Here is a 20,827-nt window from a genome sequence, read left to right as displayed (position 1 = left end):
TCGAACTCTCTATTCGGTAACGTCGTCCTCGATGACCGGGTCCTTCAGCAGAAGTGCCGTGCCTTGGAAGGCTGGCAGTTCCAGGAAGAAGCTGTGGAGGTCATCCACTTGGCTGACGTCTTCGCCGCTGAACAGATCGTGGACGGTGGAGCCCGGCACAAGGTGCGACGACTGGATGCTGCCCGCAATGTCCTGGTCCGTGAAGTTCAGGACCGTGACCTGTAGTGCTCCGTCGGCGAGCTGGTTGACCAGAACCAGTAGCCCTCGGTGGGAAACGTCGGGCACGTCCAGGAGCGTGCTGGTGGCGATTCCCGACTCTTCCCGCACGGTCAGGATCTGCTGGAGTCGTCGGGCGTAAGAGTTCGGATCCTTCAGCTGATCGGGCAGCGGACCGTAGAGGCTCCGGGCGCGGGGCATTCCGGCAAGGGAGGTTTTCGCGTCCGGGCTGGTGCCCATGAGATCGTGTGCGCCACGGTTGATCCAGCGGGTGTCACCCTGCGAGGTGAGCTCGCGGACCGTCTCGCGGTCAAGCGCTGTGATGCCCGTGAGGTCCCAGCCGGAAAGCGCGAAAACCCCAGGCTGCAAAGCGTTGTACATGGACAGCAGCACATGGGCATCCAGGACCTGCGCTTCCTGCTCCTCGGTGATGGCGTCCTGATCCTTGATGCCAAGGGCCGCCATGATGAAGCTGACCGTGGTGCAGGCGATGCCATTGGTGGTGAAGACTGCGTTGTAGGGCCCGTTCTCACCCGTAAGCCGTTCCCGCATGGTGTTCTGGACCTTCTCCGCCACCTCTGCGCCGGTGAGCTCCTCACCGGCAAGTTCGAAGACGTCATCCCTGTGCCCGGCGGCAAAATGGAGCAACTCGTAGGTCAGTTCATCGTGGTTCTGGAGGGCATGTACCAGCGATGCCTGGTCCACGCCGATCTCCATGGAAAGCCGCAAGGTCAGGCGCAGGAACTCGGTATCTCCGATGACCAAAGCGTAGTGATAAGCGGGCCGGGTGATGAAGTCGTAGGAGAGATCCGGGCCGGACTCGGACTGCGTCTTGATGTCATCGATGGTGAGGTTGAGCTCCTGGAAGGAGAACCCGCCCACCTTGCGGATCATGGAACCAATCAGCTGGTTGGCGGCCTCGGACAGTGGGTGGCCCTCCGACCAGCCCGGTTCTTCTTCAGCACTCTTCTCGACGCCCAGGAACCCGTTGGCATCAAGCCGGAGGGCGCCGGTCCCCAAATCCAGCAATGAGTGCAGGGCGTCGCCAACCACCAGGCGCATCCCGGCGAACGTTGGGTCCAGCCAGTTGATGGAAGGCTGGCCCGATTTGAAGTAGTGGAGATAGACCCACCGGCGGGTCTTGCCCGTGGTGTCGATGATGGGCTTGGTGGCGCTCCAGTTGGTTTCCTTGACGCCGGGTTCGTAGAAAATCACCCGTTGGAGCCGACCAATAATGTAACCGGCCTGCTGCAGAGCTTCCTCGGCCGCCGGGCTGATGTTCACCGAGTCTTCGCCCTCGGGAACGTCCGGCAGCAGGTGCCAGTCCTCTTCGGGGATGTCCACCATGTGATAGATGCCGGGGTAGTCCCGGAAGTTCATTTCGGCGAGTCGGAAGTCCGCTCCCTTGCCTGTGTGCCCGGGAACGATGTCGTCAATGACGGTGCCGCCATGGTCATTGGCCACCTCGCACATCTGGCGGAACTCTTCCTCGGTGCCGAAGGCGGGGTCGATCGCCATGCTGATCCGGTCAAAGTGGCCGTCCACGCTGGGTGTTTGGGACCAGCCGCGGATACCACCGGCCAGCTTGACCGGTCCAGTGTGCAGTCCCCGGATCCCGATCTCGCTGAACGCGTCCCAGAGTGCGGGATCGCCCAACGCGGAAAGGAAGGACTGCCCGTCCTTGGTGATGAAGGACAGGGGGTAGGCCGTGAACCAGACGGGTGAACGCTCAACGGCTGCGCGCGGATTCGGCCTGGCGTACGAGTTCTGCCACATGCTGGCCTGCCCGGACAATTGCCGGGCCATGGTGTTGGCGTCACCCAGCATGGACTGGTTCCTGAGCCAGTCCACGTAGGTGGAGTTCAGGCCGTCGAATTCCAAGGAGGGCCGGGCGGCGAAGAACTGCCGCCTCCGGGCGATCGGCCGCAGCGCCTTGGGCCGAGCTGGATAAAACTGTTCGTCAAAGGTGATTTCCGCCGGTTCGCTTGCGGTTTCATCGGGCGTTTCCTGTGGCGTCTCCTCCGGATTTTCTTCCGGAGCTTCGCTGATTTCTGACACGCTCTCGTTGACTGCAGGCTCCCGCACAGTTTTCTCCTTTACGTGGTCGCCGCGTCAACGCCGACCGTCCGAGGGGGTCGTTCAAGAGGTCACGTACCCGGGCTTACCCGGACTATTCATGCTAGTCGGGGGAGCCCGCCGTTTGTCTAACCCGGGAACAAGTAAGTCTCGTTATTATGTGGTGGGTTGACGTTGGCGGCTGCGGTGGCCACGATAAAGCCCGACGTCGGCACTCAGGTGGGTGCCGACGTCGGGCTTGGAATTGTGCGGGCTGGGTGTGGGGCCGTCAGTACCGCCACACCACCGTGTAGGCGTAGCCGTTGCCGTTCCGGACACACCCCTCGACCAGGCGCACGTAGGAACCGAATCCGGGCCTGGCGGCATCCAGGTTCGACTCGCACGTCGCCTTCGTATGAAACCAATAGACGTAGGTGCTGGCCGCCTCGGCCGGGGCAGCCAGCGCAATTCCACCGCCGGCAAGAATGGCGGTAGCCGCAAAGACGGATGCAATCTTCTTTTTGAATTTATTCATTTCGATAGACTAAGCAGTGGGGTGGAGGCAGTCAACGGTTCCCGGAACGCCAAGGACCCTACCGATCAACAGCCGGGAGCCGGTACCGTGACTCGTGGAGATCGGAGAACAATGAAAATCGTCGTGATCGGCGGCAGCGGCCATATCGGGTCCTTCCTTGTCCCCAGGCTCGTGCGGGGCGGACACGACGTCATCAATATCAGCCGCGGGACCAGCGCGGCATACGTTGATGCGCCCGAGTGGCAGCAGGTCCGGCAGGTTACTGCGGACCGCCACCTCGAAGATCGGGAGGGCACCTTCGGTGACCGGGTCGCCGGACTGGGAGCCGACGTCGTAATTGACCTGGTGTGCTTCACGCTCGACTCCGCCACGGCGCTAGTGAACCGGCTGCGCGGCGAGACGGGGCATCTGCTGCATTGCGGGTCGATCTGGCGATATGGTGCCAGTCGGAAGTTGCCCATCTCAGAGGGGTCGGACTCCACCGCGGAGCCGCTGGATGAATACGGCATCCAGAAGCGCGATATTGCCGGGATGCTGAAGGATGAGACGGCCTCCGGAGGGCTCATCACTACGTCACTGCACCCCGGACACATTGTCGGTCCGGGATGGCATCCCGTGGGTCCGCTCGGAAATTTCGATCCCTCCGTGTGGCAAAAGATCGCGGCCGGACAGCCACTTCAGATTCCGGGAGGTGGCACCGAACTGATGCATCACGTCCATGCGGACGACCTCGCGCAGGCCTTCGAGAAAGCAATGCAGAGCCGGCAATCGGCCGCCGGCGAGGACTTCAACATTGTTGCTCCGTCCGCCCTGACAGTTCGTGGCTACCTGGAAATCGCGGCATCGTGGTTCGGGCGGGAGCCACACTCGGAGATGGTCAGCTGGGAGGACTTTCGCGAAACCACCACGCCCGAACACGCCGACACGAGCTGGGCCCACCTCTCCCGAAACCACTGCCTCACCATCGAAAAAGCCAGGTCCCTCCTGGGCTACGCCCCCCGCTACGAGCCGGAACAGGCCGTTCGTGAGGCGCTGCAGTGGCTTATCGGGAACAACAAGCTTCAGGTTCAGATCACTTGATACCAAGGCGTAACGCCCGACACCGGGACTCGCCTCAGTGCTGAAGGACACTAAACCTCGGCCTTCAGTGCCTCCCTGCGTTCGGTGACGAAGGTGTTGGGTTCCGGCGCCGTATGTATTGGCGTCTGTACAACAGCCGCCCCAACGCCGAAGCTTAAGGAGCGGAGGGGGAGCATCCATGTTCAAAGCGGCCAACAAAGGAGTGACAGACACCCGGATCGACCACGCCTTCTTCGTCCTGGGCGGAGTCGCCGCAGTATGGCTTGCCTTCTTGTTGGTGGGCGAGAGCTTCCAGCTGGGGTGGGGGCAGGTGTGGTTCTACGTACTGTTCTGGGCGTTCCTCGCCTATTTGCTGCTCCCACGGCTCCACCGGATCCTGACCACCATCTATGTGCCGGGCTATTTCATTGGCCGGGCAAGGACCAGCGACGGGCTCTTGGGCGACCCGGTCAACGTTGCCTTGCTGGGCGCCGAGCCCCAGATCCACGCCATCATGGAGTCTGCTGGATGGACCAAGGCCGACGACGTCACTTTCGACAGCAGCCGGCGCATCATCAGCTCAACTATTTTCCGGCGTAGCTACTCCGAGGCGCCCGTCAGTCCGCTGTATCTCTTTGATCGGCAGCAAGACTTCGCCTACCAGCAGGAAGTGGACAACAACCCGGGCAAACGCCACCACGTCCGCTTCTGGCGTTGCCCCGAAGGCTGGCTCCTACCGGGTGGACACAAAGTGGATTGGCTTGCCGCCGGAACCTACGACCGCAGCGTTGGCTTCTCCCTGTTCACCCTGCAGATCACGCACAAGATTGAGCAAAACACGGATGTGGAGCGGGACCATATCGTTTCAACCGTTTCGGCTGCGGAACCAGCTGTCTCAGTCCAAGTCATCAAGGACTTCTCCACCGGTTACCACTCACGCAACGGCGGCGGGGATTCAATCTCTACTGACGGCGACTTGCCGATCGTCGACGCACGCGGCGTCCTGGTTCCCTCGGATCAGCCGCCCAGCCGCACCGATAGCAGGGACAGGCGGCCCGCCCCCATCTTGATGGGGGCTGCTTTGGTGGTGGCCAGGGCGGTGGCGGCTTTGGTTCTGGCGATCACGTTGTTCACCTCCGGCGGTGAAATTTCCGGGCTCACCTTCGACGACGACTCGTCAGACCCGCAAAGCACGACGGCGGCAATCGCCTTGATAGCAGCTGTGGTCCTGGTGTTCGGGCTGGGTGAAGTTTTCCTTGCCTGGCGCATCTTCCTTGGCAGCAATGGTGCCCGCGTGATTGCCATGGGCTTGAGCTCCATCTCGATCCTGGTCCAGGCAATCGACTACTCCACGGGCAGCGCAAACATCACCCTCGAAGCTGGCCTCTCCGGTTTGGCCACTGACATTCTGGTGCTCCTGGCCCTGTCCAGCCAACGTGCCCGTGTGTACGCAAAGCGGCAGCGCATTCCGGCGGTTCCGGCGTCGGTAGTTGGCCGGCGGGTACCTTCCTGACCCACTTTGAGGGCGACTGGGTCCGACGCGCCGTCCTTCGCGGCGCGTCGGGGTAGTTTCAGATTCAAAGTGGGTGGTGACGGTACACGCCTGATCAGCGCCGCTACTCCCCGGGAGACCTTTTAGCTTGTTGGGGCCGGATCAATAGACTGACTGGGCCGACCATGTGTGCAAACCAGCACCACGCTTTGGCTAGATCCGAAAACGAATTGGGGACCCACGTTTTGACTGAAAATGCGAAAATCACCGTTGTTGTGCCTACGTACAATGAGCGGGAAAACCTACCTCTTCTCATTGACCAGCTCGGCTCACTGGGAATGCAGGATCTCAAGGTGCTGATAGTGGATGACAATTCGCCGGATGGGACAGGCGTAGTTGCTGACAAGTTGGCTGCGGAATCCGGCGGAACGGTGTCTGTCCTGCACAGGAAAGAGAAGGATGGGCTCGGCCGGGCATATGTCGCAGGCATGACCCGCGCTCTCGCCGAGGATTCCGACGTGGTCATCCAAATGGACGCAGACCTTTCCCACCCCGTCTCGGCCATCCCCACCATGCTTGACCGGATTCGCACTTGCAACGCCGCACTGGTCATTGGTTCGCGATATGTTGCCGGTGGATCTACAGCGACAGAATGGCCTTGGCACCGCAAGGCACTCTCTGCGTGGGCAAATTTCTACGTGGGTGTAATTCTGGGTTTGAAAGTGAAAGATTCCACCGCGGGATTCAAGGCCTGGACAGCCACCGCTCTCCACCAAGTTGATGTGGCATCGATTCGAAGTGATGGCTACTCATTCCAGGTTGAGATGAATTACCGGGCGGCCAGGCGGAGCCTGAAAATCGCCGAGGTACCCATTCACTTTGAAGAACGCGTGGAGGGCGCTTCCAAGATGAATCTCCGTGAACAGCTGGAGTCCGCGCTGACGCCGTGGAAGCTTCGGTTTCAAAAGTAGGGTGCGCCTCCACCACCAACTTTGAACCCGGGGAGACCTGGACACGCCCGGGAACGTGGCGTGTTGCCTCGTTTGGGAAATCAAAGTGGGTGGTGGCGGCGAAGAGCCGAACCGTCACCACCCACTTTGAAATTAAAACGGCTCCGACACGCCTAAGGAAGGGAGCGTCGGGGTCTCTTTCGCGGCGAAGAAGGTGGTGGCCGCACGCGGTGTAATCCGTCGCTTAAACAAAGAGCTCCGGAGTGCGTTATTGGGGGATACGCACTCCGGAGCGGTCTTTGAGCAGGGGCTCTCGCCGTCCTGCAGTAATTACTCTACGTGCCGTGCGACGCCTTCGCCACCACCTCGAATAAGTACTTTCGCTTTAGTTTTTATGGGCAGCTTCATGCCTCTTCTTTTGCGGCACAATCAGCACCGGCCGCCGTTGGTGATGACTCAGCCAGGCTGCCACCGAGCCATTCAGGGCTTCGGAAATCCGGTGCCCCAATCCAGGTTCAGGGGTCCCTACGATGATCATCGACGCATCAATATCCGAGGCCAAGCGGCCCAGGGCACGGGCAGGATCCCCGGCGAGCAAGCGCAAAGTCCAATCCGCCGTGCCGCCGTCCATGGCCTCCGCGATGGCCTTTCCCAGATCACCACGGACGGCCGCGACGTCCTCGTCATCCTTTTCGGGATGCAGCGACATCCGGTGTGTCTCGCGCGAGGGGTCCCACTCCACCAGGTAGCTGGCCTCATCCACATAAGCGCAAACCAGCGGCACGCCCATTTGCTCGGCGAGGGTCCTGGCAGTTTGGAGGACTTCCACATGCTGATCCGGCAGCACTCCGACCACCAAGGGGATCCGTCCGCTGAAACCTTCCGCAGCCATACCCTTATTGTTGCGCTGCGGCGCGTGCTTGAACAGCTACTTGGCCTCACACGCACCCTTGTAGACGTTCCTGACGGGGCCTACGGTTAATTCGGGTCCACGGCTCATCCGAAGGAAGGCGGTCCGCGATGGAAATCTACATGTGGTGGCTCGATCTGCACTTGGACAGCAAGGAATGGCTGCGCGAAAACCTGCGCGCCGAAGAACTGCCGCTGCAGGTGCTGCAGCACATTGCCGAGGCCGGCGGGCCTCATCCGGACAAGGTCAGTGGTGTGTTGACCGTTGCGGATTGGGACTTCATCGAGACCCAGTCGGAATTCGTGGACTGACGGAGCCTGTCCCCAGCGGGGCGGCCGTTCCCTGCGAACCCGCTATGCGCAGCTGGCGGCTGGCCGAGCGGCCGTGACGATGACCTGGGCGGCAGTGTCCGGACCAAGCGAGGGGCTCTCTTGAGCTCGGGCCGCCGCCCGCGCAGGCCTCTCCTTGGCCCTCATGCGGAGAAGCGCCACCGCTGAAATCAAGAACCAAGCCACGTTGGTTACCACGGAGGGCCAGGCTCCGTGGAGCGTGCCATTGACGATAAAGGCGCACGAACCGAAAAGATTTACGGTCTGGAAGGTGCTGCCCGCCTGCAACCAACCCATGGACACCGCCATATAGCCGCCGAGCATCGCCACTGCGCCGGCCCAACCGGCAATTTCGAACAGCAGTTCCATGGGAGTCCTTTCAGGATTTGGGCATCCGAATGAAGCCGACGGGCGGCGTTCGATCCGGGATGGGGGCTTGATTCGGTAGTCGGTATTGGGCGACTGAATCGTGCTTTTGAGTCAATATTGAGTGAGGAAGCCATTTAGTTCAATTGCAATATTCTGAAGCCGGTGTTTAGGAGTACTTAACATGGAGATGGATCCGCGCCGGTTGCTCGTGCTTCTTGCGGTCGCGCGCACTGGAGGCGTCCTTGCGGCAGCTGATGAATTGCGGATTACGGCGTCAGCAGTGTCGCAGCAGCTGAGCAAACTCGAGAACGAGGCAGGGCAGGCGCTACTCCTCCGCACCCCCAAAGGTTCAGTGCTTACACCTGCAGGTTTGGCCATGGCGGAGGCAGGGGAAGAGATAGAACGGGCACTCAACGTGGCCCGGGCCCGGATGCAAAGCGAAGTCAATATTGCGGGGGTGGTGCGGGTTGGCGGATTCACCAGCTTTATGCGCACCGTGGTGATCCCGCGCCTTCCCGAATGGCGCAGCCAATACCCCCAGTTGCAGATTCAGATCGTTGAGGACGGCTTTCCGGCTCTGATGCGGCTGCTCCGGCAGCGACAGCTCGATGCAGTGGTGATCGAACAGGATTCGACGGCGGCAGAGCAGCGTCCGATGGCGGCCGGAATGGTCCAGGAACCCCTGCTTGACGAGCCGTGGAAGCTCGTGGTGCCCGCAGGAACCTTGCTGGGAACGGACAACATTGACCTGAGCCGGTTGCACTTGCCGTGGCTGGGAGTCGAGCCATCAGCGGCCAACACTGCAGTACTTGGGCGCCTCCGTCACTCGACGGGTGCCCGGATTGAGACTGTTCATCAGTATCACGACACACTTACCGCGCTGGCACTCGTCGCTGCTGGTGAGGGGGTTGCGATTGTTCCCACTCTGGCGCTGTCTGGAGTTGTCCATGACCAAGTGGACATCCTGGATGTTCCGGGCCTGGGAACCCGGCACATCGCCTTGCGGAGGTTCGACCGGAGAAAGGCCGCCAGCCTGCCCTTGGACACGGTGGCCCGACTGCTTCGGGAATCGGCGGCCGCGTTCGACACCCGTTCAGGGTCCTGACCTGTCCCGCCACGAAAGGCGGGACAGGCAGGCGTCAGTTAGTTCAGCGCAGGCGTGTCAGTAGGGACCACGCCCGAACCATAGAGGTCCGTGGCCAGGTCCCGAAGCGCCCGCAGAGCCACCCGCTGGGTAAAGGGACCATAGGAAACACGGGCCACACCAAGTTCCTGAAGCTCTGCTGCCGGGAGGGCGCCGGGTGCGCCAATCACGGAGAGCTTCCCGTGTCCGAGGCCTTCAACCAGAGGCTCGATGACCTCGCGGGTCATGGCGCCGGGCACGAAGACCAGCGAAGCACCGGCGTCGAGGAAGGCGCGGCCCCTGGCAATGGCGTCCTCGATGCTGTCGTTGATAGGACGATCCCCACCCCGGGCGATAGCGTCAGTGCGTGCGTTCAGCTGGAACGCGACGCCTTCGTCCGCGGCGGCCGAAATGATGGCCTGCACACGGGCAACGGCTTCGTCGAAGGGCCGCAATCGGTCCTCAACATTCGCCCCAACCACGCCGATGCCAATCGCCCGGCGGACGGTCTCGGCAGGGTTCTCGTACCCATCGTCCAAGTCGGCAGTGACCGGGAGGTCCACGGCGTCGACAATTCGCTTGACCCCATCCAGCGCGACGTCCAACGGCATGGTTCCGTCGGCATAGCCGAAGGCTGCAGCTATGGAATGCCCTGCAGTGGCGATGGCCTTGGTTTCAGGAAGTTCTGCAACAGTGCGGGCACTGACGGCGTCCCACACATTAACCACGCTCAGGATTTCCGGTGCCTCGTGCAGGGCTTTCAGCTGTTGTGCACGTGCGTTGGTGTTTGCTTCAGTCATCGTTGATCTCCATCATCGTTGTTCTCAGTCATCCACGGGTGGGAACTCTCGCTTGCCACCCACAGCCTAGGCATAACGTCGCACAACGCGATACCAGACGCTTGCGGACCCTGAACGCCCTACCCTTGACTCGTGACTTTCTCCAACCTCTGCAGCGCCGTCGCGACTTCCTTCGCCGCCGCTGGTCTCCTCATGACACTCGCGAAATAGGCGTCATGGATGTCTCCAATGACGTCAGGGCGGGTGTCGTTGAGGATCTCGCTGCAGCCTTCGAGTCCCTGGAAGTCTGCAAAACGGGCCATGGAAACTGCCTACGGGTGAGGCCCGACACTATGCGCCGTATGTCCATGCACTACGGCCCTTGGAGAAACTCGGGCAGCGAAATTTCCACTGGGTCTGCGCCCACGACTCTGTTACGTCCCTGGGCCTTGGCGCTATATAGCGCGGCGTCTGCCACCTTGATCATGAAATCCAGGTCGGGAGCCTCAGTACCAGTGGACGTGACGCCATAGCTGACCGTGGGAAACGGCAAACCATCCGGATCTTCCATTGCGGAGAGGCGATGGCTGATCTCTGAGGCGATGGCTTCGGCCCGCTGTTGCGTCGCTCCCGGCAGGAACAGGATGAATTCTTCTCCGCCATACCGTCCAACAAGGTCGGTTGACCGAACCGAAGCGGTGCAGGCCTCGGCGAAGGCACACAAGGCTGCGTCCCCGGCCGCATGTCCGTGTTCATCGTTGACGGCTTTAAAGTAGTCGAGGTCCGCCAGGATCAAGGCCCCTCCTCGTTGGGAGGCCGGACCGGCCAGTTCCTTGGCAGCCAGGCCAAGGAAGGCGCCCCTGTTTAGCAGGCCGGTGAGATGGTCCCGTTCGGCGCGTTCCCTGAGTTTTGTGATCAGGTGGTTGTTGCTGAGCGCGTTCATGGTGAAGGACAGCGATACCAGGAGGATCAGGTGCACAACGGCCGCCGGCGCGTAGCCGAAGTAGGTCCGGAACGAATTCCCGTCGGGCCCTTCCAGCACAAACGTGATTGCCCGGCCCAGATAGTACAGGGAGGTAAGTGCTGCGGTGAGGGCCAGGAACTTGGTCACCCGGGAATGGGTTGATTTCGCGAACCACAATTCTGCCCCGGACATGCCAAGGCCTGCCGCCGTCAGGCCCAGATAGACCAAACCACCGGACCAGATACTGGATTCCGCTGTGTCCGTTATCGACGCAACGTAGGTGATCAGTGGTGCCGGGGCCAAGTGCCAAGCGCTGACTTTACGGTCTCGAAGTTTTCGTGCTCCTGCCCAGACGCTGAAAGCTCCGGCGACAACCAGCGCTTTGCCGGGCGGACTGGCCCACGCCAGTAAGGAGGTTCCGTTGAGCAGGAAGGCGCAATTTCCGGCAAAGAAAAGGCACAGGGAAACCCGCCACCAAACGGTGAACGGCGGCCGGAGACGTCGGGAGGAGACGCAGGAGAGAACTATCAGGGTCAGGATGACGGCCCCGAGGACCATTCTTACGGAGAACGGGTCCAGGACTACCGCTCCCTCTTGCATAGAGACTGCAATCATGGCTCGATCCCGCTACCGGCCGACCACCGCGGATTTCCTTTTTGTTGGTCTCATGGCTCTTTGACCTCGCAAAACATGTTTTCCCCCAGTAAGTTGCTGCGGCCTCTTGACCGCGAACCACAGTCAAGCACGTTTTTTCCAATCAGTGGACAACGGCCGCCACATCACGGGAAAAAGTTTTTCTCGATTTTCGCGTCACGATTCGGAGGCTGGCCACACTGTAACCGTAAGGAGGGTTTTGTCCGGAAACCGGGCTATCCACATAGGAGCAAAAAACCGTTGCCACCCATACGCCCTGATGGTTCGATGGGGACCATGGCTACTGCAGAGAGTTACGTCATCGCGATCGGGACCAAGAAAGGCCTGTGGCTGGCAACCAGCCCGGACCGCAAAGAATGGTCCCTCTCCGGCCCGCACTTCCTGATGAGTGAGATACCCAGCATCGGGATAGACACGCGGAACGGCACTACACGAATCATGGTTGGCGTACGATCCGAGCACTGGGGTCCCACAGTGGCCCACTCCGACGACCTTGGCGCCACGTGGACCGAGCCCGAGCAGGGCGCCATTAGATTTCCGGACGGCACAGACGCCGCGCTGGAACGCATCTGGCAGATATACCCCGACGCCGACTCCCGACCAGGCGTGGTCTGGGCGGGTTGTGAGCCCATTTCGGTGTGGAAATCAACCGACGGCGGCGAACACTTTGAGCTGAACCGCGGACTCTGGGACCATCCCCACCGCAGCGAGTGGGGCGCCGGTTACGGAGGAGCGGCTGCGCACTCCATTGTGGTTGATCCGTCAGGCGAGAAGGTCCACATCGCCATGAGCACGGGCGGCGTTTACAGATCGCTCGACGGCGGTGCCTCCTGGGAGCCCCGCAACAAGGGAATTTCGGCCTACTTCATGCCTGATCCCAACCCCGAGTTCGGCCAGTGCGTTCACAAGATCGCGGCGGATGCCGCCGTCGAGAATCGTTTGTACGCGCAGAACCACCACGGGGTGTACCGCACGGACGACGGCGGCGAGAACTGGGACTCAATCGCGGACGGGCTGCCGGCGGATTTTGGGTTCGTCATGCTGACCCATCCGCGCCGCGAGGGCACGGCGTGGGTGATCCCTTTGAAAGCGGACGGCGAACGCATCCCGCCGGACAGTAAGCTCAGCGTCCACCGCACAGACGATGCCGGCGGAACGTGGAAAGAACTGCACACAGGCCTCCCGGACCACGAATACAACGCCGTGCTCAGGGACGCCGCTTTCGTGGACACCGCTGAACCTACCGGCGTGTACTTTGGAACCCGCGGGGGCGCTGTGTATGCCAGTGCTGACGAAGGCGAAACATTTACTGAAGTGGCGTCGCACTTGCCGGACGTGCTCTGCGTGCGTGCCGCCGTCGTGGTGGGCACATCTGCCATACCCGAAGCAAAAGCCAACGCATCGGTGTCTGGGTAGGCCGGTCGTGGCTGACTTTACGGTCCTGCTGCCTGGCGTCCTGCAGCCCCTCGTAGGCGGACAGTCCTATCTGACTGCGTCCGCCGACGGGGCTGTGACCGTTGGACAGTTGCTGGACTCGGTAACCGGAGATTATCCAGTACTGGCCAGGCGTTTACGTGATGAAACCGGGGCGCTGCGCCGCTACGTGAATATTTACGTGAACGGTGATGAGGTCCGGCGTGTGAAAGGTCTTGATACGGAGGTTGCGGCTGGCCAAGAGGTTTTGATCATCCAATCCGTGGCCGGCGGCTGAGAGGGGTTTGGGGTCAAGCCGGATCAGGCGACGCGCCAAACGCTGCATTCGTCAGTATTGATGGCTTTCCGCATCCCGGAGGCGTGGTCCATGATCCACACAACGCCGATTCCCGGCGCCGTTTCCTGGACGCGTCCGCGGCGGATCACTACGTCGTCGTAAGCGGGCCCTACGGACAGGCGGGCTTCGATCTCGTCTCCGCGGTGGAGCTGGCTGATAGCACGTATGCGTGTTGTGTGAGTGGTGGCTTCCTTCAGCATGGTTTCCTCCTGGCTGGAGCTGGTGCCTGCACTTGCCGGCTATTCCAGTGTGGCGCGGCAATGTTGCCACGGTATTTCGGCCTGGTTAGGGTCCCGTTAGCATTCCGGGATGGTTGGGTTTCCACGTGGCCAGCCCCGCCTGCCGGGCTCGCCGCCTACTCGGTTGTAGCCTGAACTCGGTTGTTGAGTCTCACAGCAACCACAGGCTCCGTCCCCGGGGAGATCGAATGGGTGCGCTACGGCGAACAATCGCGTTGTCTACAGGCTTGGTGGTGTTTGCTACCGGCCTGTTTTTTGTACAAACCCCCGCGACTGCGGTGCCGTTGCCGGGGCCTGACAACCCAAATGTCCAGTTCGTGGAGGGAACCCCGCACTCGGAGCATACGTTCGAGGTTCCCCCCGAGCTCGCCACGCCGTTCAACACGTCGCCCGACGCCGGTCCGGCAGCGGCGGGACCCAGCGGCGACATCCGGGTTCGGCTGGTCACCGCCAAACTGGCGGACAACACCAATACGGTGTCCATGACGGGCGCTGAACAGGCTGTTGCCGCGTCCAGCAACTACTGGAAAGCGATGACAGCCAACAAGCTGTCCCTGACGGTGAACACCAAGGTTGCCGGCCACCAATCCAAGGCGAAGTCCACGGATAGCTACAGCACCATCATTTCCATCATCACCAGCGAACTGAATTGGTCGGCCAGTCCGTATACGGCGCTGGTAATTTTCATTCCTACCTCCACTCTGTCCGGAAACGCCCTCGGAGCCGGATACAGCAGCGGAAGCTACAGTGGCCGCGTCCTCCTGCCGCAGATCAGCGGGTTCACGAACAACGTGATGAGCCACGAGTTCGGGCACGTCATCGGCCTCATGCATGCGGACGCGTTGCAGTGCGGCAGTGGCGCGTCCGACGTCGGAGTTGACGGTAGCGGACGGTTCACGGATCCTTCCTGCTACATCCGGGAGTACGGCGACACCACGGACATCATGGGCGCAGCCCAATTTGAATCACCCGTGGTCAGCAGCTCGCTGTGGGACTACGCAGGATTTGGCCGTGGTGATGAAATCCGTGATGTTGGCGTGGCAACGGGAGCCAAGACCTACACGCTCAAACCGTGGGGCGGGACCGAAGCACAGCGTGCCATCAAGTTCACCGATCCCATCAGCAAAGAGGTCTATTACCTGGAGTTGCGGCAGGCCGCAGGCTATGACAGTTACCTTGACGACTCGGGAAGGCCGGCCGGAAACAGGGGCGTTAAGATCGTCCAGCGCGGCGGAGCCACCATCGCTTCGTCCCTGATCCTCATGCCGTCCACCAAGCCGTTCCCGGAAGCCTGGTACGCCAGCAACCACGCATGGCAGGCGGGCAGCACTTTCACCACCTATACCGGCACTCAGGTGACTATCAATTCGGTGTCCAGCACATCGGCGTCGGTCACTATCTTTGCCGATCCCAAGCTCACGGCGAAAATCCGCTTCTCGGCGGGAGACTTCGACGGCGACAGGCTCGCCGATGTCCTCTCCCGCGAGGCTGACGGCTCCCTGATGCTCTACGCCGGACTGCCCGGCAACAGGCTTGATAATCCCCGAAAGATCGGCTCGGGGTGGAACATCTTTGACGCCATCACCGGCATCGCGGACTTCAACGGCGATCGTCGGGGCGACATCCTGGCGCGAACCAGCGACGGTGTCCTATGGCTGTATCCGGGTGACGGAAATGGCGGTTTCCTGGCGAAACGGCAGGTCGGATCCGGTTGGCAGGGCTTCTCGAACCTCATTGGGATGGGGGATTTTGACGGCGACGCCCGGCCCGATGTCATGGCGACCAAGCCGGACGGCACGCTCTGGCTCTACCCAAGCGACGGTCAGGGGGGTTTCCGTGCATGGTCGCAGGTCGGCTCGGGCTGGAACGGCTTCACCAGCATCACTTCCGACGGTTCCTTCGGCGGTGCCGGAGCGGGACTGCTCGCACGGGCCAGCGACGGCACTCTCTACCTGTACCCCGGCAATGGTTGGGGTGGTTTCGTGCCGCGCATCGCCGTCGGAAGTGGCTGGAATGCCGTGGGCGACATCGTGGGCGGGCAAGACTTCACGGGTGACACGCGCTCCGACGTCCTGACGGTGACATCGGCGGGAACCATGCGCCTCTACCCGGGCAGCGGCTCAGGTTTTGCCGAACGCCTGGCCATTGGGGCCGGATGGAACCAGTTCAGCCAGGTGTGGGAGGCGGGAGACTTCGACGGCGATGCTGTCGCCGACATTCTGGCGCGCGGCACCGATGGCATCCTGTGGCTTTACCCAGGCAATGGTTCCGGCGCTTTCCTGCCGCGGGTCCAGGTGGGGTCGGGCTGGGGTGCGTTTAATGCGGTCCTCACCGCAGGGGATTTCGACGGCGATGGCCACCCGGACCTTGTGGCGCGGACTTCCGACGGCGTGTTGTGGCTGTATCCGACGGATGGTCGCGGGCAGTTCCTGGCCCGCCAGCAAATCGGAACGGGGTGGCAAGGGTTCACGCAGATGCTCGCACCGGGTGATTTCTCCGGTGACGGCAAAGCGGACCTTGTGGCGCGGGCTGCCGATGGGAGCTTGTGGCTCTACCCAGGTAATGGCGTTGGAGGTTTCCAGCCGTGGCGGCAGGTCGGCACGGGTTGGAACATCTTCAATTCGGTGATGCAGGGCGGCGACTTCAACGGGGATGGCCGCGAAGACATCATGGCCCGTGGAACCGATGGCTCGCTCTGGCTTTATCCGGGCAATGGCAACGGAGGCTTCCTGGCCCGGGTGGCCATGGGGGCTGGATGGAACATGTTCACTTCCTTCGCAGCCTTGGGTAATGCCTTTACCGGGGCGGGCAATCCTTCCGTGGTTGGCGTGGCCGGCGACGGGACACTCTTCCTATACGTCGGTACCGGCCGGGGAGCGTTCCAAACGGTGGTTATGGACCCTCGATAGGGTCTTTGCCGTAGGTGAGATCCGGATTCCATTTTTGTCGTGGCGAGGCGCTAGCATTGGCCCTATTCGTCGTGACTGCCACGGCAATCCACTCTTAATCTTGGGGGAATTCCGTGTCTTTTTTGAGGATCCGGCATTGGCGTGCGGCCGCTCCGGCGATGATCGCAACACTGACGGCATCACTGGTGTTGGGGATGGTTCCGGCGCAGGCCTTGACTGTGGGCCGAGCGACGGTTCCAGCCGAGACCGCAACGGCCGGCGGCTCGACGGGCGGTTCGATCAGCGGAACCGTTACTGTCCGTTCAAATGTGGACCTGGGGTCGGTCTCCGTCTTTGCGATTAATCTCTATAGTCCGTCCTCGAACGCTCCGTCAGGGACGGTGAACCCCGACGGTACCTATACGCTTCCCAGCCTGCCGGCCGCAGAATACAAGGTCTATTTCCATTCCAGCGACCCCGGGTGGACGAGCATGGAGGTCTATGGCGGCTCGGACCTGAGCACCTCCACTCCGGTGCTGGTCAACGAGGGACAGGACGTTACGGGAATCGACCAAAACATGGGCGGCGGCAGGATCCAAGGCAGGGTCCTGATGCCCTACTACGTGGACACGACCACCGTGGTTGTCGAGGCGTTGGACTCCTCCGGAACCGTTGTCGCTTCAGAGTTTCCAAGCAGCGGTGGCTACTATGATCTCCGTGGAATCCCTGATGGCCTCTATCGGATCCGGGCCAGCGGTGGCGTCATTACTTCCTGGCATGGAGGAGGAGCTTCGTTCGCTGAAGCCTCCACTATCTCCATCGCGGGTGAGCAGGATGTCTACAATGCAGATCTGGCCGGTGATCCGGGCTCCAGCATCAGTGGTTGGGTGTCCAGTGCTTGGCCGGCAACGGGTGCAGGCGAGCACAGGGTCTCTGTCCATGACCTCACTGGCAAAGTAGTGAAGGACGTCCCGGTTAATAGCAGTTTTTACACTGTCAGCGGGCTTCAGCCCGGCCAATACAAGCTTGCGTTGGATATGGTGACCGTCAGCAGCGCCCACCGGGCGAAGAGCTCTTATGAGGGGCAGTACTACAGCGGTGTGAGTGAGGACAAGGGTCCCGGTCCTGCGCAGACCATCACACTCACGGCGAATGAGCAGAAAACCCGTTTCGATTTCTCGGGCACGGATGGCGGGAGCATGAAGGGATACCTGCGCGATGGCAGCGGCCATCCTTTGCCGTTCGCGGTAGTCGAGGCCTACACCCGCGACGATGCGCTCGTGACGAGGAAAGCCGTCACGGATGCCCAAGGCAGGTTCGAAATCACTGGCCTGACCACCGGGTCCTATCGCCTCCGCGGCAACACGACGAATGTGCGCTTCGCTGGTCTCACCTATTCAGGAAGCGTCGCGGAGCAATCCGAGGCCAAAGAAATCGCGGTCAGCAGCGGCACCAAGACCGACGTCGGAACGGTGGGCTATTGGTCCCGCGCCGACTTCACCGACGTCTTCGAAGGCCAACAGTTCGACCACCAGATCAGTTGGATGAAGTCCACCGGCATCTCCACGGGCTGGCCTGACGCCACGTTCCGGTCCCTTGCTGTCCGTGAACCGTGACGCCATGGCTGCGTTCCTGTACCGGTTGGCGGGGCAACCCGCGTTCACGCCGCCAGCTACGTCGCCGTTCGTGGACGTCCCCACGACCAGCCAGTTCTACAAGGAAATCGCGTGGCTCGCGTCCACCAAGATTTCGGGTGGATGGCCGGACAAAACCTTCCGACCCGTGGAGCCAGTGAACCGCGACGCGATGGCTGCGTTCTTGTACCGCTTCTCCAAGGTCACAGACTTTGAGCCGCCGGCCACCTCGCCGTTTACCGACGTTCCGGCCAATGGCCAGTTCTACAAGGAAATTGCTTGGTTGGCTTCCGCAGAAATCAGCACTGGCTGGGATGACCACACTTACCGGCCCGTCACACCCGTCAAGCGGGATGCCATGGCTGCTTTCATGTACAGGTTCAACGCATTGGATAAGTAGGGACAACGAAATGCCCGGCATGTCAGGATGACGTGCCGGGCATTTCCGCGCTCCAGGACGGGTAACCCGGAAGGAGCGCTGGGCTTGTTTAGTGCTGGGCTTGCTTGTGCAGGCCGAGTTCCGTGGTGGGAGTTTTGGCGGATTCACGGGCTGTCATGGCCGAGACAGCTGCGATCACACAGATCACCGCGGTGAAGATGGAGATTTGGACCCATCCGCCGGGCTTGGTGCCACCCAAAGCCGTGACGATGGCCGGTGCGAAGCCTGCCATGAGGAATCCGAGCTGGGTGCCAATAGCCAAGCCGGAGAAACGGACCTTGGTGCTGAACATTTCGCCGTAGAAGGACGGCCATACGGCGTTGGCGGCGGCGTATCCGAAGGAGAAGAACACCACGGAGACCAGGAACATCAGCGGCACGTTGCCGCCTTCGAGGGTCAGCAGGAACACCGGCGTCATGATCGCGCTGGAAAGGGCTCCATAGATAAACACGGGCTTGCGGCCGATCTTGTCCGAGAGCATGCCGAACAGCGGCTGCGTTCCCAAAGCAACAACGTTGGCCGCAACCACCAGCCAGAGCGTGATGGTGCTGTTGACGCCTGCAACATCCTGGGCGTATTTGATGGCCAGTGTTCCAAAGACCGTACTCACTGCGGCGATGAAGGCGCAGCAGACGACGCGGAGAACGTCGCGCCAGTGCAGTCTCAGGAGATCGGCAACGGGGAGTTTGGAGATCTCATTGTTCTTCTTGGCTTCCGCGAAGGCCGGCGGCTCGTGGAGGGTGCGGCGGATAAAGAAGGCCACCAGAACAACCACGGCGCTCAGCCAGAACGGAATGCGCCAACCGATGCCGTATTTGATGTCGTCGGGCAGTGCCACCACCGGGATGAAGACCAACGCAGCGAGGATCTGGCCGCCCTGGGTGCCGGTGAGGGTCCAAGAGGTGAAGAAGGAGCGGCGGTTGTCCGGGGCGTGCTCCAAAGTCATGGAGGAAGCACCGGCCTGCTCACCAGCGGCAGAAAGTCCCTGGCATAGGCGGGCAACTACCAGCAGGACGGGAGCCCACCAGCCAATGGTCTTGAAGTCCGGGAGGCAGCCAATCACGAAAGTGGCGGCACCCATGAGGACCAGCGTGAACATGAGGACCTTTTGCCGGCCAATCCGATCACCGAAGTGACCCAGGATCACGGCACCCACGGGACGGGCGATGTAGGCGAAACCGAAGGTTGCGAAGGACATGATGGCCGCGTTGGCATCGGCGGAGGGGAAGAAGACGTGGGGGAAGATCAGCGCCGCGGCAGAGCCGAAGATGAAGAAGTCGTAGTACTCGACGGCGCTGCCCAGGAAGCTGGCAAGCGCAGCTTTCTTTGGGGTTCCGGCGGTGGTTTCAGTGCCTGGCGTCGCTGACGGCATTGTTTGGCTCATGGGTGTTCCTTCTGTGACGACGATGTCGCGGATCTGGCTTCTTTGGGGAGACCCAAGCGAGGTGCGGCCGGTCGATCCCTGCACTAGTAACCGCATGGTGAGAGCTACTTGTGCAATACAGCAATACTGACTGTGAGTAGGGTCACTTGTCAAGAGAAGTCGCCACCATCTAGAAATAGCTCTCACTATATGAGAGCATCGAGCTATGAGTGTGAAAGAGGACACAAAGACCGACATGGTCGGCAAGGCCTTGAGCCTGTTGGTATTGCTGGGCAATGAACCCCGGGGCGCAAGTGCTGCGGACTTGGCGAGGAGTGCGAATCTGCCGTTCAGTACTACCTACAGGCTGTTGGGCTCGCTGACCCGTGACGGCTTTGTGGATTACGAGCCCGATGGGCGCCGCTACCACCTGGGGCTGCGCGTCTTCCAGCTGGGTCAGCGCGTCTCGAATCATCATGGCTTTGCTGCCACCGCGCTGCCGGTCCTCCAGCGAGTCACCGAGAGCACGCATGAGGCCACGATCTTGTCCGTTCGTGATGGCAACCATCACCTCACCGTGAACAAGGTGGATGGCCCCAAGACCTTTCGCGTCACCAGTGACCCCGGCCACCTGGGGGCGCTTCACACCACCTCGGTAGGCAAGGCCATTGTGGCCTTCGAGGAAGAGATTGAGCGCAAGCGGCTGCTGGAAGAACTTCCCCTTGACCCGCTGACGGAGCATTCCATCACCGACCGTGAGGCGTTCCGCGCGGAAATCGAACAGGTTCGTCGCCAGGGATATGCCGTGATGGACGAGGAAAACGAGATCGGCATGCGCGCAGTTGCGGTGCCGGTCCTCAACTCCCAGGGGCACGCATTCGCATCGCTGGCCACCGCCGTGCCGGTGTTCCGCATGTCCATGGAAGAACTCATCGCGCACGTACCCACCCTCCAGGAGGCCGCGGCTGAACTCGCGGCCCGCCTACCCCAGCGATGACCTCGGCCACCTTCGTTGCGAGGCCCGCTCTGCGCGCCAAATGGGCGACGAAGGGTGTAAA

20 protein-coding genes are annotated in these 20,827 nt (G+C 61.5%); 11 read left to right on the top strand and 9 right to left on the bottom strand.

The window, feature by feature from the left end; genetic code table 11:
- Positions 1-9 precede the first annotated feature (9 nt).
- Complete coding sequence (treS, locus tag ACZ881_RS16775) at positions 10-2,301, bottom strand: maltose alpha-D-glucosyltransferase (protein WP_476117155.1); 2,292 nt, start codon at positions 2,299-2,301, stop codon at positions 10-12.
- 259 nt (positions 2,302-2,560) lie between these two features.
- The gene (locus ACZ881_RS16770; protein ID WP_476117153.1) at positions 2,561-2,806 is read right to left on the bottom strand and encodes a hypothetical protein; all 246 of its coding nucleotides are present in this window, start codon (positions 2,804-2,806) and stop codon (positions 2,561-2,563) included.
- A 111-nt stretch (positions 2,807-2,917) separates the two neighbouring features.
- Here ACZ881_RS16770 and ACZ881_RS16765 point away from each other — a divergent pair, with 111 nt between their 5' ends.
- The 3 genes from ACZ881_RS16765 to ACZ881_RS16755 all read left to right on the top strand — a co-directional run bounded on the left by ACZ881_RS16765 (position 2,918) and on the right by ACZ881_RS16755 (position 6,328).
- Complete coding sequence (locus tag ACZ881_RS16765) at positions 2,918-3,886, top strand: NAD-dependent epimerase/dehydratase family protein (RefSeq protein WP_476117151.1); 969 nt, start codon at positions 2,918-2,920, stop codon at positions 3,884-3,886.
- Between the two features lie 178 nt (positions 3,887-4,064).
- Complete coding sequence (locus ACZ881_RS16760) at positions 4,065-5,378, top strand: LssY C-terminal domain-containing protein (RefSeq protein WP_476117149.1); 1,314 nt, start codon at positions 4,065-4,067, stop codon at positions 5,376-5,378.
- A gap of 254 nt (positions 5,379-5,632) precedes the next feature.
- The gene (locus tag ACZ881_RS16755; protein WP_476117147.1) at positions 5,633-6,328 is read left to right on the top strand and encodes a polyprenol monophosphomannose synthase; all 696 of its coding nucleotides are present in this window, start codon (positions 5,633-5,635) and stop codon (positions 6,326-6,328) included.
- A 364-nt stretch (positions 6,329-6,692) separates the two neighbouring features.
- Here the strand turns inward: ACZ881_RS16755 and ACZ881_RS16750 are convergent, their stop codons facing one another.
- Entirely contained in the window at positions 6,693-7,199 is a 507-nt protein-coding gene (locus ACZ881_RS16750; RefSeq protein WP_091464025.1) for a universal stress protein, read from the bottom strand.
- Positions 7,200-7,327: 128 nt separating this feature from the next.
- Here ACZ881_RS16750 and ACZ881_RS16745 point away from each other — a divergent pair, with 128 nt between their 5' ends.
- A complete protein-coding gene (locus tag ACZ881_RS16745) occupies positions 7,328-7,528 on the top strand; it encodes a hypothetical protein (protein WP_011776649.1) in 201 nt (66 codons plus the stop codon).
- Positions 7,529-7,570: 42 nt separating this feature from the next.
- Here the strand turns inward: ACZ881_RS16745 and ACZ881_RS16740 are convergent, their stop codons facing one another.
- Positions 7,571-7,915, bottom strand: a complete 345-nt coding sequence (locus ACZ881_RS16740) for a CBU_0592 family membrane protein (RefSeq protein ID WP_476117145.1) — start codon at positions 7,913-7,915, stop codon at positions 7,571-7,573.
- A 181-nt stretch (positions 7,916-8,096) separates the two neighbouring features.
- On the opposite strand from ACZ881_RS16740, the gene ACZ881_RS16735 reads away from it, so the two are divergent.
- Complete coding sequence (locus ACZ881_RS16735) at positions 8,097-9,020, top strand: LysR family transcriptional regulator (RefSeq protein WP_476117143.1); 924 nt, start codon at positions 8,097-8,099, stop codon at positions 9,018-9,020.
- Positions 9,021-9,058: 38 nt separating this feature from the next.
- Here ACZ881_RS16735 and ACZ881_RS16730 read toward each other — a convergent pair whose 3' ends face one another.
- The 3 genes from ACZ881_RS16730 to ACZ881_RS16720 form a co-directional block, all read right to left on the bottom strand.
- On the bottom strand, positions 9,059-9,838 hold the full coding sequence (locus ACZ881_RS16730) for an isocitrate lyase/PEP mutase family protein (RefSeq protein ID WP_476117142.1): 780 nt from the start codon (positions 9,836-9,838) through the stop codon (positions 9,059-9,061).
- A gap of 119 nt (positions 9,839-9,957) precedes the next feature.
- Positions 9,958-10,140, bottom strand: a complete 183-nt coding sequence (locus tag ACZ881_RS16725) for a hypothetical protein (RefSeq protein ID WP_476117493.1) — start codon at positions 10,138-10,140, stop codon at positions 9,958-9,960.
- A gap of 50 nt (positions 10,141-10,190) precedes the next feature.
- Positions 10,191-11,396: a GGDEF domain-containing protein gene (locus ACZ881_RS16720; RefSeq protein ID WP_476117140.1), complete on the bottom strand. Its 1,206-nt coding sequence runs from the start codon at positions 11,394-11,396 to the stop codon at positions 10,191-10,193.
- Positions 11,397-11,702: 306 nt separating this feature from the next.
- On the opposite strand from ACZ881_RS16720, the gene ACZ881_RS16715 reads away from it, so the two are divergent.
- Together ACZ881_RS16715 and ACZ881_RS16710 are read left to right on the top strand one after the other, a co-directional pair.
- Entirely contained in the window at positions 11,703-12,851 is a 1,149-nt protein-coding gene (locus tag ACZ881_RS16715; RefSeq protein ID WP_476117480.1) for a WD40/YVTN/BNR-like repeat-containing protein, read from the top strand.
- A 7-nt stretch (positions 12,852-12,858) separates the two neighbouring features.
- Positions 12,859-13,146 (top strand): MoaD/ThiS family protein, encoded by a 288-nt coding sequence (locus tag ACZ881_RS16710; RefSeq protein WP_476117138.1) that lies wholly within the window; start codon positions 12,859-12,861, stop codon positions 13,144-13,146.
- Positions 13,147-13,169: 23 nt separating this feature from the next.
- Here ACZ881_RS16710 and ACZ881_RS16705 read toward each other — a convergent pair whose 3' ends face one another.
- A complete protein-coding gene (locus ACZ881_RS16705; protein ID WP_017197342.1) occupies positions 13,170-13,406 on the bottom strand; it encodes a hypothetical protein in 237 nt (78 codons plus the stop codon).
- A 227-nt stretch (positions 13,407-13,633) separates the two neighbouring features.
- Between ACZ881_RS16705 and ACZ881_RS16700 the strand changes: the two genes are divergently transcribed.
- From ACZ881_RS16700 to ACZ881_RS16690, 3 genes are all read left to right on the top strand, one after another.
- Positions 13,634-16,354: an FG-GAP-like repeat-containing protein gene (locus tag ACZ881_RS16700; RefSeq protein ID WP_476117136.1), complete on the top strand. Its 2,721-nt coding sequence runs from the start codon at positions 13,634-13,636 to the stop codon at positions 16,352-16,354.
- A gap of 113 nt (positions 16,355-16,467) precedes the next feature.
- Positions 16,468-17,949, top strand: coding sequence for a carboxypeptidase regulatory-like domain-containing protein (locus ACZ881_RS16695; protein WP_476117134.1), 1,482 nt, complete (start codon positions 16,468-16,470; stop codon positions 17,947-17,949).
- A 4-nt stretch (positions 17,950-17,953) separates the two neighbouring features.
- Positions 17,954-18,367, top strand: a complete 414-nt coding sequence (locus ACZ881_RS16690) for an S-layer homology domain-containing protein (protein ID WP_476117131.1) — start codon at positions 17,954-17,956, stop codon at positions 18,365-18,367.
- 88 nt (positions 18,368-18,455) lie between these two features.
- On the opposite strand, the gene ACZ881_RS16685 is transcribed toward ACZ881_RS16690, so the two are convergent.
- Positions 18,456-19,790: an MFS transporter gene (locus tag ACZ881_RS16685; protein WP_178994512.1), complete on the bottom strand. Its 1,335-nt coding sequence runs from the start codon at positions 19,788-19,790 to the stop codon at positions 18,456-18,458.
- A 205-nt stretch (positions 19,791-19,995) separates the two neighbouring features.
- Here ACZ881_RS16685 and ACZ881_RS16680 point away from each other — a divergent pair, with 205 nt between their 5' ends.
- Positions 19,996-20,766, top strand: a complete 771-nt coding sequence (locus ACZ881_RS16680) for an IclR family transcriptional regulator (RefSeq protein ID WP_476117129.1) — start codon at positions 19,996-19,998, stop codon at positions 20,764-20,766.
- The last annotated feature ends 61 nt before the right edge of the window (positions 20,767-20,827 follow it).

Source organism: Paenarthrobacter sp. TE3676 (assembly GCF_056279165.1).
Note: the sequence above shows the minus strand (reverse complement) of the source record. Positions and strands in the feature narration are given on the sequence as shown.

Coding starts and splice junctions, on each gene's coding strand:
- ACZ881_RS16770 (WP_476117153.1), bottom strand. CDS start 2,806: ATGAATAAATTCAAAAAGAAGATTGCATCCGTCTTTGCGGCTACCGCC.
- ACZ881_RS16765 (WP_476117151.1), top strand. CDS start 2,918: ATGAAAATCGTCGTGATCGGCGGCAGCGGCCATATCGGGTCCTTCCTT.
- ACZ881_RS16760 (WP_476117149.1), top strand. CDS start 4,065: ATGTTCAAAGCGGCCAACAAAGGAGTGACAGACACCCGGATCGACCAC.
- ACZ881_RS16750 (WP_091464025.1), bottom strand. CDS start 7,199: ATGGCTGCGGAAGGTTTCAGCGGACGGATCCCCTTGGTGGTCGGAGTG.
- ACZ881_RS16745 (WP_011776649.1), top strand. CDS start 7,328: ATGGAAATCTACATGTGGTGGCTCGATCTGCACTTGGACAGCAAGGAA.
- ACZ881_RS16740 (WP_476117145.1), bottom strand. CDS start 7,915: ATGGAACTGCTGTTCGAAATTGCCGGTTGGGCCGGCGCAGTGGCGATG.
- ACZ881_RS16735 (WP_476117143.1), top strand. CDS start 8,097: ATGGAGATGGATCCGCGCCGGTTGCTCGTGCTTCTTGCGGTCGCGCGC.
- ACZ881_RS16730 (WP_476117142.1), bottom strand. CDS start 9,838: ATGACTGAAGCAAACACCAACGCACGTGCACAACAGCTGAAAGCCCTG.
- ACZ881_RS16725 (WP_476117493.1), bottom strand. CDS start 10,140: ATGGCCCGTTTTGCAGACTTCCAGGGACTCGAAGGCTGCAGCGAGATC.
- ACZ881_RS16720 (WP_476117140.1), bottom strand. CDS start 11,396: ATGATTGCAGTCTCTATGCAAGAGGGAGCGGTAGTCCTGGACCCGTTC.
- ACZ881_RS16715 (WP_476117480.1), top strand. CDS start 11,703: ATGGGGACCATGGCTACTGCAGAGAGTTACGTCATCGCGATCGGGACC.
- ACZ881_RS16705 (WP_017197342.1), bottom strand. CDS start 13,406: ATGCTGAAGGAAGCCACCACTCACACAACACGCATACGTGCTATCAGC.
- ACZ881_RS16700 (WP_476117136.1), top strand. CDS start 13,634: ATGGGTGCGCTACGGCGAACAATCGCGTTGTCTACAGGCTTGGTGGTG.
- ACZ881_RS16690 (WP_476117131.1), top strand. CDS start 17,954: ATGGCTGCGTTCCTGTACCGGTTGGCGGGGCAACCCGCGTTCACGCCG.
- ACZ881_RS16685 (WP_178994512.1), bottom strand. CDS start 19,790: ATGAGCCAAACAATGCCGTCAGCGACGCCAGGCACTGAAACCACCGCC.
- ACZ881_RS16680 (WP_476117129.1), top strand. CDS start 19,996: ATGAGTGTGAAAGAGGACACAAAGACCGACATGGTCGGCAAGGCCTTG.